Source organism: Streptosporangium sp. NPDC049376, from assembly GCF_044466505.1.
In the GTDB taxonomy this organism is placed as follows: Bacteria; Actinomycetota; Actinomycetes; order Streptosporangiales; family Streptosporangiaceae; genus Streptosporangium.
In genome coordinates, this window is record NZ_JBITMT010000001.1 from 132,086 (window position 1) to 145,320 (window position 13,235).

The window sequence follows — 13,235 nt, forward strand, 5'->3', positions numbered from 1 at the left end:
GAGAAGTCATGCGCGGAGAAGAGCAAGGAAGCCACGTGAACCGTGCAAATCATGCAAATCATGTAAGTCGCGCAAGGAGATAGCGATGCCGCTCTACCTCGACCCCGAGGAACTCCGCTACCAGGCACCGGGACCACACCTCGACCTGATCGGGGCGATGGCCTTCCGCGCCGCCGGGGCCGCCCAGCGATTAGGGATCTTCGAGGCGCTCACGGCCGGGCCGTCGTCCGCCGCCGAACTGGCGGCCAGGACGGGTACGGACCCCGGCACACTGCCCGTCCTGCTGGACGGTCTCGTCGGCTTCGGCTACCTCGACAGGGGGGCGCGGGGAACCTACGCCAACAGCCCGATGACGGCGAACTCCCTCGACCGGCGCGACCCGTGGAGCTACGCCCCGGCGCTGGCCTTCTGGCACGACCTGCTGGGCGAGCTGTGGGACGGCCTTGAGGAGACCGTCAGGACCGGCAGGCCACAGGCCGACTTCTACACCTGGCTTGAGGGCCGCCCGCGCACGTTGCGCGACTTCCAGACCATGCTGGACGGGATGGCCGCGGGCATGGCCCCCCTCATCGCCGAGACCGCGCCCGACCCGGGGGAGCGGCTGCTCGACGTCGGCGGCGGCCACGCCCGCCACAGCGTCGCCCTCTGCCAGGTCCACCCGCGCCTGACCGCGACGGTCGTGGACCTGCCCGGCGCGATCGAGGGCGGCAGGACCCGGGTCGAGGAGGCGGGACTCGGCGACCGTGTCACCCTCGTCCCCGGCGACGTGACCACGGCCGACCTCGGCACCGGCTACGACACCGCGCTGCTGTTCAACGTCTGCCACGGCTTCGACGCGGCGGCCAACCGCGCGCTGCTCGGCAGGGTCGCCGCCGCGCTGCGGCCCGGCGGCACGCTGCTCGTCCTGGAGACCTTCGCCGACCTGCCGGAGGGGACCTCCCCGGTCGCCGAGGCCTTCCTGCGCTCCTTCAGCCTCAACCTCGCCGTCACCCAGGGCGGCCGCCTCCACTCCTTCGCGGACGTGGCCGGATGGCTGGCCGAGGCGGGGTTCGAACACCTGGAACGTCGCGGCCTCGACGGCCCCGACGAACTGCTCGTCGCCCGTCTGGCCGGCGCCGTACGGACGACAGGGGAGGGACGATGAAACGCCGGATCCTCATCATCGGAGCGGGGCCCGCGGGCACGCTCCTGGCCTGCTACCTCGTACGGCGGGGTTTCCAGGTCGACGTCTACGAACGGCGTCCCGACCCCCGGCTCCTCGACGAGGACGAGAGCAGGTCGATCAACCTCGGCCTGTCGGCCAGGGGCATCAAGGCGCTCGACGACATCGGCCTGATGGAGAGGCTGCGGCCGCTCATCGTGCCGATGCGCGGCAGGGCCATCCACCTGCCCGGCGGCGCGCTCCCCTTCCAGCCGTACGGCGCGCACGAGGGCGAGATCCTCCACTCGGTGCTGCGCCGCGACCTCATCACCACCCTGGTCGACCACGCCGAGGCCCAGCCGGGGGTGCGCTTCCACTTCGGGCACCGGCTGGTCGACCTCGACCGCGAGGCGGCGGCCGTACGGCTCGTCGGGCCCGAGGGGGAGGAGGTCGGCGCGGCCGCGGACGCGGTGATCGGCGCCGACGGCGCGTTCTCCCGGGTGCGGGCCCGGATGCAGCACGGGCTGCGGGCCGACCTCCACCTGGAGTTCCTGGAATGGGGCTACAAGGAGCTGACCATCCCCGCGGCCGACGACGGCTCGGCCAGGACCAGGCTTGAGGCGCTGCACGTCTGGCCGGGGGAGGACGCCCTCATCGTCGCCCACCCCAACCGCGACAACTCGCTGACCGGGACCCTCTTCCTGCCCTTCGAGCGGTTCGGCGAGATCACCGACCCCGAGACGTTCCTGGCCGCGCGCTTCCCGGACACCCGGGAGCTCATGCCGTACCTCGCCAAGGAGTACGCCGAGCATCCGGTCGGGCACCTGGTCTCGGTCCGCACCTCGCACTGGCACCACAGGGACAAGGTGGCGCTGATCGGCGACGCCTGCCACGCGGTCTACCCCTTCTACGGCCAGGGCATGAACTCGGCGCTTGAGGACTGCACGGTCCTGGACCGGTGTCTCGGCGACCATCCGGACGACCTGGGCGCGGCCTTCGCCGCCTACCAGCGGTTGCGCAAACCGCACACCGACGTGCTGGACGAGCTGTCAAAGCAGAACTTCGTCGAGCTGCGCGACCGGCTCCGCTCCCCGCTCCACCTGGCCCGCAAGAAGGCCGACCTGCTGCTGGCCAGGCTGCTGCCCGGCAGATGGGTGCCGCTGTACACGATGGTCTCGCACACCACGATCCCCTACGCCGACGCGCTGGCCCGCGCCAGGCGCCAGGACGCGTCGCTGAAGGCCGGGAGTGCCGCGCTCGGGGCGGTGCTGGCGGCCACGCTCGCGTTCGCCGTGCGACGGGGGAGGGGCGGACGGCGATGCTGACCGATCCGGCAGACCCCACGCGCGCGCTCATCGAGCTCTCCGACCTGGACGGCGAGCACGAACTGGTCCGCGGGTACGGCGTGCCGCTCAAGGAGACCGTCGTGTGGGCCAGGGAGTACCTGTGCCGGCCCCACCCCGACCTGGGCAGGAAGGGACCCGTCTGCCCCTACGCCCAGACCTCGCTCGACCGGGGGGTCTTCTACCTGGCGGTGCAGCCGGGGACGCCGGACGGCGACGCGGTGGCCGAGGCTTTGGACGGCTACCGCGACTGGTTCCGCGCGCTGGTCTCCCCGCCGGGGACCTCCCCGCAGTACCGCACGATCCTGGTGCTCTTCCCCGACCTGCCGGAGGCGGAGGCGGCGCGGACGATCGACGCCGCGCAGCGGCTGCTCAAGCCGCGCTACGTCAGGGAGGGGCTGATGGTCGGGGAGTTCTACCCGGGGCCGCCGCCGAAGGCGGGGCTGTGGAACCCGGACTTCCTGCCGTTGGGCAGCCCGGTCCCGATGCTGGTGATCAGGCACATGGTGGCGACGGACTTCGCGTTCCTGCGTGAGGACCGGGAACAGCTCGCGGCCTATCTGGAGCGCTTCGGCGACCGGCCGCCCGCGGCGCTGCGCGCGGAGGTGGAGGAGGCGGCCAGCCTGCACGGGTTCACCGTCAGGGTGCCGTAACGCGGAGTTCGTGACGCTTCGGGACGAGGGGTCCGTCCCGAAGCGTGACGTACCGGGGGGCGGGCGCAGACCCGGGTGAGGGGCCGCGAGGCTCAGATGCTCAGCAGCTCGGCGGCGGCCTGGGCGTTGGCGCGGGCGGCGCCGTACGTGGCGAGGTAGGTAGCCCCCTTGGGACGCCAGATCGGCAGCCCCATCTCAACGACCGTCGTGTCGGGACGGGCGGCCAGCACCGCGGAGACAACCGACTGGCTGATCTCGTAGCGGTGGGCGTCCTTGACCACGACGACCAGGGAACGGCCGCTGGCACGCTCCAGGATGTTCGGCACGTCCGCCTCCTCCGGCTTGACCCGGACGACCTCGGCCTGCGGCATCAGCGGGGCGAAACCCCACGGCACGTCGCCGACGGCGATGGTCGGGGGGGTCTCCATCTCGACCACCAGCGGGTCGACCAGCGGGGAGGTGGAGCCGGTGAGGGTCACGGCGCGGCGGGCGGCGGTGAGGCCGATCATGCTCTCCTCGGCGCGCTCCGGCTGGGACGAGCCGAACCAGGAACGCAGCTTGGCCACGCGCGCGGCGGAGGCCTCCAGCCGCTCGGCGGGCAGCCGTCCGTCGAGCACGGCGGCGACGATCTCGTCGACGATCGCGCGGACGTCCTGCTGGGTGGGCAGCGGGCCGAGGCAGAGCAGGTCCGCCCCCGCGGCGAGGGAGAGCACCGCGCCGCCGGCCAGGCCGACGCTCTCGGTGATGGCGTGCATGTCGAGGGCGTCGGTGACGATCACGCCGTCGTAACCGAGCTCACCGCGCAGCAGACCGCCCAGGGCGGCGGCCGACAGGGTGGCGGGCTCGGTGCCGGTCACCGAGGGCACCCGGACGTGCGCGGTCATGATGGACATGGTCCCGGCCTCGATCGCGGCGCGGAAGGGCACGAGCTCGCGCTCGCGCAGCAACTCGGCCGAGGCGTCGACGAGCGGGATCTCCAGGTGGGAGTCCTGCCTGGTCGCGCCGTGGCCGGGGAAGTGCTTGACGCAGGCGGCCACGCGGGCCGACTGCAGACCGTGCACGGCCGCGACGGTGTGCCGGGAGACCAGGGCGGTGTCCGACCCGAAGGATCGGGTGCCGATGACGGGGTTGTCGTCGGCGGTGTTGACGTCGGCGGACGGGGCCATGTCCAGGTTGATACCGCAGCGGGCGAGGTCGTCGCCGATGGAGCGGTAGACACGCCGGGTCAGTTCGACGTCGTCGACGGCGCCGAGGGCGGCGTTGCCCGGGTAGGGGCTGCCCACGTGGTAGGCGAGCCGGGTGACGTCGCCCCCCTCCTCGTCGAGTGAGATGACGGGGTCACCGGCATCGCGCAGGCGGGAGGTGAGCGCCGAGAGCTGGGCGGGGTCGGCGACGTTGAAGCCGAACAGGGTGACCCCGCCGAGACCGTTCTCCAGGTCGTGGAGAACCCAGTCGGGGGCGGTGGTGCCCTGGAACGCGACGAGCAGCGTTCCGGCTGCGAGACGTCGCAGTACCTGATCGCTGGGAGCCGCGATGAGCTCAGACATGGCGGTAGATGCTCCTTACCTGAGGTGAGTAGGGGACAAACGAGGACAGGGCTGGTACGGCCAGCTCCTTGTGGGGGCGTGGCCGTACCAGCACCGCGGGGTTAGCCCTTGACAGCGCCGGCGACGAGGCCGGAGACCATTCGCCGTTGCACCAGGAGAAAGAAGATGATCACCGGGATCGTCATCAGGGTCGAGGCGGCCATGATTCCGCCCCAGTCGACCGATCGCTGGCTGACGAAGTAGCGCAGTGCCACGGGCATGGTGTAACTGCCCTGATCGCTGATGAGGGTCAGCGCGAACACGAACTCGTTCCACGCGGTGATGAACGTGAAGATGCTCGTGGCCACGAGACCGGGGGCCACCAGGGGGAAGAGCACCTTCCAGAAGGTCGTGAAGCGGCTCGCGCCGTCGATCCAGGCGGCCTCCTCAAGAGACCTGGGCACCGCGGCGACGAAGGTGCGCAGCATCCAGATGCCGAACGGCAGCGTCAGCGCGACGTTCACCACGATGAGGCCGATCAGCTGGTCGTAGAGACCGGCTCGCCTGACCATCAGGAACAGCGGGATGAGCAGGGCCTCGGCCGGGACCATCTGCACGATGAGCAGCAGGATCAGGAACGAGGTGCGCCCGCGGAACCTGAAGCGGGCCACGGCGGTCGCCGACAGCAGGGAGAAGACGGCGCCGATGAGGACGGTGCCGATCGCGACGATGGCGCTGTTGAGCATGTAGCGCCAGATCGAGTGGCCGGCGACGCCCTCGCTGAAGACCCTCTCGACGTGCTCGATGGTCGGGTCCGTCGGGAAGGGGATGAACCGCGTCGTGAAGATCTCCTCGTTGCTCTTGAACGCGGTGGAGATCATCCAGTAGACGGGGAACACCGCGAACAGGAACACCAGGACGGCCGCGGTGTTGAGGCCGATCTTGCCGAGCAGCTTCCTGGTCTTGGGAGTCATCGCACGTCCTCCGTCTTCACGATCTGGCGGACGTAGAAGAAGGTGATGATGAGCAGGATCAGCGTCAGCACCACCGCGATCGCCGCGCCCAGGCCCATCTTGGGCGGGGAGCTGAACGCCTGGGTGAAGGCGTACAGCGACAGGTTGAAGGCGTCACGGTTGGAGGTTCCGCCCGCCAGCACGAACAACTGGGTGAAGACCTTGAAGTCCCAGATGACCGACAGCACGGTCAGCACGGAGAAGACCGGCTTGAGCAGCGGGAAGGTGATCTTCCAGAAGATGCGCCAGGCGGAGGCCCCGTCGACCTTGGCCGCCTCGTACAGTTCGGCGGCGATGCTGCGCAGGCCCGCGAGCACCGAGACGGCGATGAAGGGGAAGCCGGCCCAGACCACGACCAGGATGAGCACCAGGTAGATGGTCACCGGGTCGTTGAGCCACGGCTCACCCGTCCAGTCGGCCCTGCCGAACAGGAGGTTGGACAGCCAGTCGGGCAGCGCGTTGAGCGCCCAGTTGATGACGCCGGACTCGGCGTCGAAGAGCCAGCGCCAGATGATGGCACTGGCGATCGCCGGGGTCGCCCAGGCGGCCATGATGCCGATGACCAGGAAGGTCGACATCTTCCTGCCGAGCTTGTTCAGCAGCAGGCCGACCAGGGTGCCCAGTCCCAGCGTGCAGGCGACCGTGACGACGGCGAACACGACGGTGTTGCGGAGCGAGGTCCAGAACAGCTCCGACTCGAACAGCTTCAGATAGTTGTCGAACCCGACGGACTTGGCGGGCACACCCCGGATCTGCCGCAGTCCCACGTCCTGGAAGGACATGACGACCATCTGGTACAGCGGGTAGAGCAGCAGTCCGGCGATGACCACCAGACCGGGGATGAGCAGCGCGTAAGGGACCACCCCTTCGGGCAGTCCTCTGGAGCCGCGCGGGGGCTTCGTGCCTCTGCGCCCCCGCGCCGGGACGGGGGAGGAGCCCCCGTCCCGGGCGATGGTTGAGGTGTTGGCCATGATTACTGGTTCAGGATCTCTTCGAGTTCCTTGTTGGCGTCGGCCAGGGCGGTGTCAATGTTCTTCTTGCCCTCGATGACCGAACGGGCCGCGTTCTGCAGAACGGCCTTGGTGTCGTTGGCCTCGGCCCAGTTGGTGTCGTTCGGGAAGCCCTTGGCGACCTTGAAGGTCTCCGCGAACGGCGCCTGCAGCGGGTCGGAGGCGAACTCGGCCAGCGCCTCCGGGTACAGCGGCAGCAGGCCGCCTTCCTTGGCGTAGCGGGTGCCGAACTCCTTGCCCGCGGCGACCTTCAGGTACTCGGCGGCGAGCTCCTGGTTCTTGGTGTCCTTCCAGATGGCGATGTCGTTGCCACCCTGGAAGGCGGGCGCCGGGCCGCTGCCGTCCTTGGCCGGCAGGGAGAAGAACGCCATCTGGTCGTCGCCGACCTTGTTCTTGCTCTGCTCCTTGATGGTGGTGATGTCCCAGCCACCGGTCACGAACATGCCGACCTTGTTGTTGGCGAAGCGGGTGCGGATGTCGATCGAGTTCTGGCTCAGGGCCGACTTACGCGACGCGCCGTGCTTGACGACCAGGTCGGTGTAGTACTGGAAGCCCTCCTTGAAGCCGGGCTCGGTCAGCTTGCCGACCCACTTGCCGCCCTCGAAGGCGGCGAAGTCGCCGCCCGCGGACCACACGAACGGCGAGAGCGACATGTTGGCGTCGGAGCCGCCGTTGAAGGCGAAGCCGTCGACGTCCTTGCCCTTCTTCTCCACGATCTTCTTGGCGGCGGCGACGAGGTCGTCCCAGTTCTTGGGAACCTCGATGCCCAGCTCCTTGAACCAGTCCTTGCGGTAGAGGACGGCCCGGGTGCCACCACCCCACGGCGCGGCGTAGATCTTGCCGTCGACCGTCTCGTAGCCCCACAGGTTCTGCGGGATCTGCTGGAAGTCGGGGTTGCTCTTGGCGAGGTCGGTGATGTCGGCCAGCGCGTCCTGCGCGACCCACGCCGCCACCTGGTCGTTGCCGAACTCGGTGACGTCGGGGCCCTCACCGCCGGCGAGAGCGGCGGTCCACTTGGCCTGGGCGTCCGGCCACGGCACCCACTGGAGGTTGACGTCGGCGCCGGTGACCTCCTTGAACTTGGCGTTCATGTCGGCCATGAGCTTGTTCTGCACTTCGTCCGGAGCGCCCAGGCGCCAGACGGTCAGGGTCTGGCCGGCGAACTTGGGGCCGGAGGCGGCGGAAGGCGCCTCGGACGCACCAGCGCTGTTCGAGGTGGTGGGCTCGCTACTGCTGCCGCACGCGGCAAGGCCCAGGGCGAGGGCGGCGGTGGTTGCCGTCGTGGTGGCGATTCTCGCGAACTTCACTTGAGTTCTCCCTTTCCGGCTTTCGACGGGGTAGGCGCTCAGCTGCTTTTTGGCTTGGGTCCCCGCGACCCTCTTACTCACGATCAGTGATCGGAGTTGTCGTAACCCGCGGCTCGGTCGCTCTTGCCTGCGGGCTGACTAGGGCTAAACTAACAAGAAACTTTCTTAAAAGAAACGATCGTTAGCGGATCGTGACGGGGGGAAGCCGATCTTGTCCAGACGTCCGGGAACCCCTCGGCTGCTGCGTCAGCTCAATGACCGCGCAGCCCTGGAGCTCCTGCTGTCCAGTGGGCCTCTCACCCGGGCTGAGCTGGGAGAACTCACCGGTCTCTCCAAGGTGACCGCCGGTCAGTTGCTCGCCAGACTGGAGGAACGCAGGCTCGTCGCCATGGTCGGGGAGCAGGCGGGCGGGCGGGGGCCGAACGCGGCGCTCTACGGCGTCGTTCCCTCTTGCGCGTACGTCGCGGGACTCGACGTGCTGCCCGACCGGATCAGCGCGGGAGTGGCCGACATAACCGGCGAGACGGTCGCCGAGGTCTGCGTCGACCCCAGCGGTCATAACGATCCGGTACGCCTGGTGCGCGGCGCCGTGCAGAAGGCGTGCGAGTCGGCGGGCATCGGCATGGACCGGCTGCGCGCCTTCGTGATCGGGACCAGGGGCGTCGTCGACCCCCGCACCGGCGACGTCCGCTTCTCCTTCGACCTGCCCTCCTGGCACGAGGGCGTGCTCGCCCAGCTGCGCCGGGACCTCAACGTCTCGGTGACCATAGAGAACGACGTGAACCTGGCGGCGCTCGCCGAGCGCTTCTGCGGCGCGGCCCTGGACGTCGAGGACTTCGTGCTCGTCTGGGCGGGCGTCGGCCAGGGACTCGGGGTCATGCTCGGCGGGCGCCTGCACCGCGGCTTCACCGGCGGCGCGGGTGAGATCGGCTGGCTGCCCGTGCCCGGGGAGCCGCTGCCGACCGAGGTGACCGAACCCCAGTCGGGCTCGTTCCAGCGACTGGTCGGCGGCGACGCCCTGGCCAGCCTGGCGGACGCGCACGGCATCCGGGGGAAGTCGCTGGCCGACCACGTCAGCCAGGCCGTCACGAACGACTCCGGAGGCTTCCTGGACGAGCTGGCCGGGCGTCTGGCGGTCGGTGTCGCCGCGGTGGCCGTGGTGCTCGACCCCGGGCTGATCGTGCTCAGCGGCGACATCGGCAGGGCGGGCGGGAAGGTGCTCGCGGCCAGGGTCGAGGAGGCGGTGGCCAGGGTCTGCCCGAGCCAGCCCAGGGTCGTCGTCTCGGAGGTCATGGGCAACTCCGTGTTACGCGGGGCCCTGGTCTCGGCCCTGAACCAGGCCCGGGAGCAGGTCTTCTCCGAGACGGTGTGACAATTGCGGCTATGCACGACATCGTTCTGATCTCCGATCCCCGGGTGGCCGCGATTCCGGTCGAGGAGTCCGGGGAGCGGCTGGTCGACGTCCGGGGGCGGCTGCGGGTCGACGGGCGGATGGCCGACCGTGACGGGGCCTTCGCCCACCTCAGGCAGGGGCTGGTGGCCAGGCTTGAGGAGGCGCAGCGGCACCTCCCCGAGGGGTACCGGCTGCTGATCGTCGAGGGATACCGGCCGCCGTCGACGCAGCAGCAGATCTTCGACGAGTACTCGGCGGAACTCCGGGCGACATTTCCGGAAATGTCGCCCGAGGAGATCGTTTCGGCGGCCAGCCGCTACGTCTCACCGGTCGAGGTCGCCCCGCACACCGCGGGCGCGGCCGTCGACCTGACCCTGTGCACCGAGGACGGCGTCGAGGTCGACATGGGCAGCCCGCTCAACGCCACCCCCGAGCAGAGCGAGGGCGCCTGCTACACCGCCGCCCCCGGCATCTCCCCGCAGGCGCGCCGCAACCGCGAGCTCATGGGAGCCGCCCTCGACGCGGCGGGCCTGGTCAACTACCCCACCGAGTGGTGGCACTGGTCCTACGGCGACCGCTACTGGGCCATGACCACCGGAGCCCCCTCTGCCCTCTACGGTCCCCGCGCCCTCTGAGAGCCGGGGACAATCGACCCCATGCGGTTCGGCATCCTCGGCCCTCTGGACGTGCGCTCCCCGGCCGGTGAGGCGATCGCCGTACCCGGGCCGAGACCGCGCGCCCTGCTCGTGATGCTCCTGCTGGAACCGGGCCGGGTGGTGACCGTCGAGCGCCTGATCGACGGCCAGTACGGCGACGCCCCTCCCTCGGGCGCCGCCAACGCGGTGCAGGCCCAGGTGTCCAGGCTCCGCCGGGTCCTGCCCGCCGAACTGGTCGAGTTCCACGGGACCGGCTACCGGCTGGCGGCCGACCCCGAGGACGTCGACGTCCACCGCTTCGAACGGCTCGCCCGCCAGGGGCGGCTGCTGCTGACCTCCGGCCGTCACGCCGCCGCCGCGGACGTCCTGCGTGAGGCGCTCGGCCTGTGGCGGGGGCCCGCCCTGCAGGACCTGCCCTTCGGCGAGGCGCAGGTGGCGCGTCTTGAGGAGCTGAGGCTTACCGCGGCCGAGGACCTCGCCGAGGCCGAACTCGTGCTCCCCGAGGCCGACCCGGTGGCCGAACTGCGGCGGCTGACGGCCGCCAACCCGCTGCGGGAACGCCCCAGGGGCCAGCTGATGCGCGCGCTGAGCGCCGCGGGACGCCAGGCGGAGGCGCTTGAGGTCTTCGAGGAGACACGGAGACTGCTGGCCGGGGAACTCGGCGCCGACCCCTCACCCGAACTGGCCGCGATCCACCTGGCCGTCCTGCGCGCCGAACGCCCGGCCCCGCCCAGGGGGAACGGCCTGCCCGTGCAGCTGACCGGCTTCGTCGGGCGGGAGAAGGAGCTGGAACGGCTCGCCTCGCTACGCGGGCACCGGCTGGTCACGATCGTCGGCCCCGGCGGCACGGGCAAGTCCCGGCTGGCGGTCGAGGCGGCCGGGCGCACCCGGGACGCTCGGGGCACCCAGGGTGAGGTGTGCTTCGTCGACCTGTCCCCGCTCGCCGACCCGGCCCCGCAGGGCGGCCGGGCGCCGGCCGTCACAATGACCGTCACGGCCCCCCAGGTGGCCCAGACGGTGCTCGGCGCCCTCGGGCTGCGTGAGACGGGCCTGCACTCGCTCCACGCCCCCGACCCGGTGGCGCACCTGGCCTCGGCCCTGACCGGGCGGGAGCTGCTGCTGATCCTCGACAACTGCGAGCACGTGGTCGAGGCCGCCGCGACCCTGGTCCGCGAACTGCTCGGCGCCTGCCCCGGGCTGTCGATCCTGGCCACCGGCCGCGAACCCCTGGGCATCACCGGCGAGACGCTCGTGCCGCTGGCGCCGCTTGCCGTCCCGCCCCCTGACGCCACCCCCGCGCAGGCCGCGGCCTACCCCGTCGTCCGGCTGTTCGCCGACCGGGCGGCGGCCGTACGGCCCGGGTTCGAGACGGACGAGGGCAACGTGGCGGCGGTCGCCGGGATCTGCGCGGCGCTGGACGGGCTGCCGCTCGCGGTCGAACTGGCGGCGGCGAGGCTGCGCTCCTTCACCGTCGAGGAGATCGCCGTCCGGCTGGCCGAGCACGGCCGCTTCCGGCTGCTGTCCAGGGGCGACCGTACGGCCGCCGCCCGGCACCGGACCCTGCGCGCGGTCGTCGAGTGGAGCTGGGACCTGCTCACCCCCGGCGAGCGGGTGCTGGCCAGGCGGCTGGCCGTCTTCTCCGCGGGCGCCTGCCTGGAGGCGGTCGAGGCGGTCTGCGACGTCGAGGACGCCGCGGGCCTGCTGGCCGACCTGGTGGACAGGTCGCTGGTCGAGACCGACGGCGACCGCTACCGGATGCTCGACACGATCCGGCTGTTCTGCGCGGAACGGCTGGCCGAGGCCGGGGAGCGGGAGCGGATGGACCGCGCCCACGCCCGCCACTTCCTCGCCCTGGCCCGGCGCGCGGACCCGCACCTGCGCGGGGCCGAGCAGCTGACGTGGCTGGCCAGGCTGTCGGCCGACCACGGCAACCTGACGGCCGCGCTGCGCAGGTCCGTGGCCGCGGCGAAGACGGGCGACGAGGACGGCAGGCGGACGGCGCTGCGGCTGGTCACCGCGCTCGCGGCCTACTGGTGGCTGAGCGGGCGGCGCGGCCAGGTCGGGGAGATCGCCGCCGAACTCCTCGAAACGGCCCCCGAGCCCGCGGAGGGGTTCGAGGAGGAGTACGTCATGTGCGTGGTGCACGCCGTACCCCGGGCGCTGCCCGAGCACTGGCGGCGGGCGGAGGCGACCGTGGCCGGGCTTGAGCGGCTGCGCCACCCCTTCACCGTCGCGCTGTGGGGCATGGCCGCCGGGCCCCCGCCCAAGGCCGACCTGCGCACGCTGGCGGGGTCCGACCCCTGGCTGCGGGCCCTGGAGAGGCTGAGCGTCTCGTTGCTCGCGATGCTGTGGGGCGACCCGGTCTCGGCGGAACGGGGACTTCAGGAGACGCTGACCCACTTCGACGCCATCGGGGAGCGGTGGGGGACGGCCCAGGCGCTGGACGGGCTGGCCCTGATCGCGGCCGGGCGCGGCGAGTGGGCGCGCGCCCATGACATGTGGGCCCGGGCCCTGGAGCTGTTCGAACGGCTCGGCGCCGCCGAGGAGACCGCCGACGTGCTGACGCGCAGGGCCGAAGGACTGGTGCGCCAGGGCGAGACCGCCGCGGCCGTCGCCGACTACCGGCGCGCCGGGGAACTGGCCCGCACCACCGGCAGGCCGGGCGCGGCGGCCACGGTCCACCTGGGACTGGCGGAGATCGCCAGGCACGACGGTGACCTCGCCGAGGCGGAACGCCTGCTCGGTCTCGCCCTCGACGCCTCGCAGGACGGCGACTTCGGCATCGAGGGGACACAGGCCCGCGTGCTGGTGGCGCTCGGCAGGCTGGCCGAGGCCGGGGGAGACCGGGAACAGGCCCGTCTTATGCACCGCCGGGCACTCGCCGTGGTCCACGGGTCCCCGATGGCCGCCGACCTCGCCGACGTCGCCGAGGGGCTGGCGGGGGCCGTGCTGCTCGACGGGGCGGGGCGGCAGGCGGCGGCGCTGCTCGGCACGGCGGTCGCGCTGCGCGGCATGGCCGTCGCCGGAGACCGCGATGTCGCCGGGACCGCCGGAGCCGCCCGCGACCTCATCGGCGCCGAGGCCTTCGCCGAGGCGTTCGCCCGAGGCGCCGCCATGAGCCAGGAGGAGGCCCGGCAGGAGGTGCTGACAGCGCCCGGCGCGTGGGACGGGTGACTGTCAACGCGGTGTCGGC

General features: G+C 71.5%; 10 protein-coding genes. 6 read left to right on the forward strand and 4 right to left on the reverse strand.

Going from position 1 to position 13,235, the window contains the following annotated elements:
- Positions 1-85: 85 nt before the first annotated feature.
- Genes ACIBVQ_RS00560 through ACIBVQ_RS00570 form a run of 3 tightly spaced genes read left to right on the forward strand, consistent with a single transcriptional unit; the run spans position 86 to position 3,137 of the window.
- On the forward strand, positions 86-1,144 hold the full coding sequence (locus tag ACIBVQ_RS00560) for a methyltransferase (RefSeq protein ID WP_399174758.1): 1,059 nt from the start codon (positions 86-88) through the stop codon (positions 1,142-1,144).
- Positions 1,141-2,466 (forward strand): NAD(P)/FAD-dependent oxidoreductase, encoded by a 1,326-nt coding sequence (locus ACIBVQ_RS00565; protein WP_362774417.1) that lies wholly within the window; start codon positions 1,141-1,143, stop codon positions 2,464-2,466. The genes ACIBVQ_RS00560 and ACIBVQ_RS00565 overlap by 4 nt, the downstream gene beginning before the upstream one ends.
- Positions 2,460-3,137: a DUF6875 domain-containing protein gene (locus ACIBVQ_RS00570; RefSeq protein WP_399174760.1), complete on the forward strand. Its 678-nt coding sequence runs from the start codon at positions 2,460-2,462 to the stop codon at positions 3,135-3,137. Before ACIBVQ_RS00565 ends, ACIBVQ_RS00570 begins: the two co-directional genes overlap by 7 nt.
- A gap of 92 nt (positions 3,138-3,229) precedes the next feature.
- On the opposite strand, the gene ACIBVQ_RS00575 is transcribed toward ACIBVQ_RS00570, so the two are convergent.
- From ACIBVQ_RS00575 to ACIBVQ_RS00590, 4 genes are all read right to left on the reverse strand, one after another.
- On the reverse strand, positions 3,230-4,684 hold the full coding sequence (locus ACIBVQ_RS00575) for a glycoside hydrolase family 3 N-terminal domain-containing protein (RefSeq protein ID WP_352008496.1): 1,455 nt from the start codon (positions 4,682-4,684) through the stop codon (positions 3,230-3,232).
- A 101-nt stretch (positions 4,685-4,785) separates the two neighbouring features.
- The gene (locus tag ACIBVQ_RS00580) at positions 4,786-5,637 is read right to left on the reverse strand and encodes a carbohydrate ABC transporter permease (protein ID WP_352008497.1); all 852 of its coding nucleotides are present in this window, start codon (positions 5,635-5,637) and stop codon (positions 4,786-4,788) included.
- Positions 5,634-6,647 (reverse strand): sugar ABC transporter permease, encoded by a 1,014-nt coding sequence (locus ACIBVQ_RS00585; RefSeq protein WP_352008498.1) that lies wholly within the window; start codon positions 6,645-6,647, stop codon positions 5,634-5,636. The genes ACIBVQ_RS00580 and ACIBVQ_RS00585 overlap by 4 nt, the downstream gene beginning before the upstream one ends.
- A 2-nt stretch (positions 6,648-6,649) precedes the next feature.
- The gene (locus tag ACIBVQ_RS00590) at positions 6,650-7,993 is read right to left on the reverse strand and encodes an extracellular solute-binding protein (protein ID WP_352008499.1); all 1,344 of its coding nucleotides are present in this window, start codon (positions 7,991-7,993) and stop codon (positions 6,650-6,652) included.
- 211 nt (positions 7,994-8,204) lie between these two features.
- Here ACIBVQ_RS00590 and ACIBVQ_RS00595 point away from each other — a divergent pair, with 211 nt between their 5' ends.
- Genes ACIBVQ_RS00595 through ACIBVQ_RS00605 form a run of 3 tightly spaced genes read left to right on the forward strand, consistent with a single transcriptional unit; the run spans position 8,205 to position 13,216 of the window.
- Positions 8,205-9,365: an ROK family protein gene (locus ACIBVQ_RS00595; protein ID WP_399174764.1), complete on the forward strand. Its 1,161-nt coding sequence runs from the start codon at positions 8,205-8,207 to the stop codon at positions 9,363-9,365.
- Positions 9,366-9,376: 11 nt separating this feature from the next.
- Positions 9,377-10,021 (forward strand): M15 family metallopeptidase, encoded by a 645-nt coding sequence (locus tag ACIBVQ_RS00600; protein ID WP_352008501.1) that lies wholly within the window; start codon positions 9,377-9,379, stop codon positions 10,019-10,021.
- Positions 10,022-10,042: 21 nt separating this feature from the next.
- Positions 10,043-13,216, forward strand: coding sequence for a BTAD domain-containing putative transcriptional regulator (locus ACIBVQ_RS00605; RefSeq protein WP_399174766.1), 3,174 nt, complete (start codon positions 10,043-10,045; stop codon positions 13,214-13,216).
- Positions 13,217-13,235: the final 19 nt, after the last annotated feature.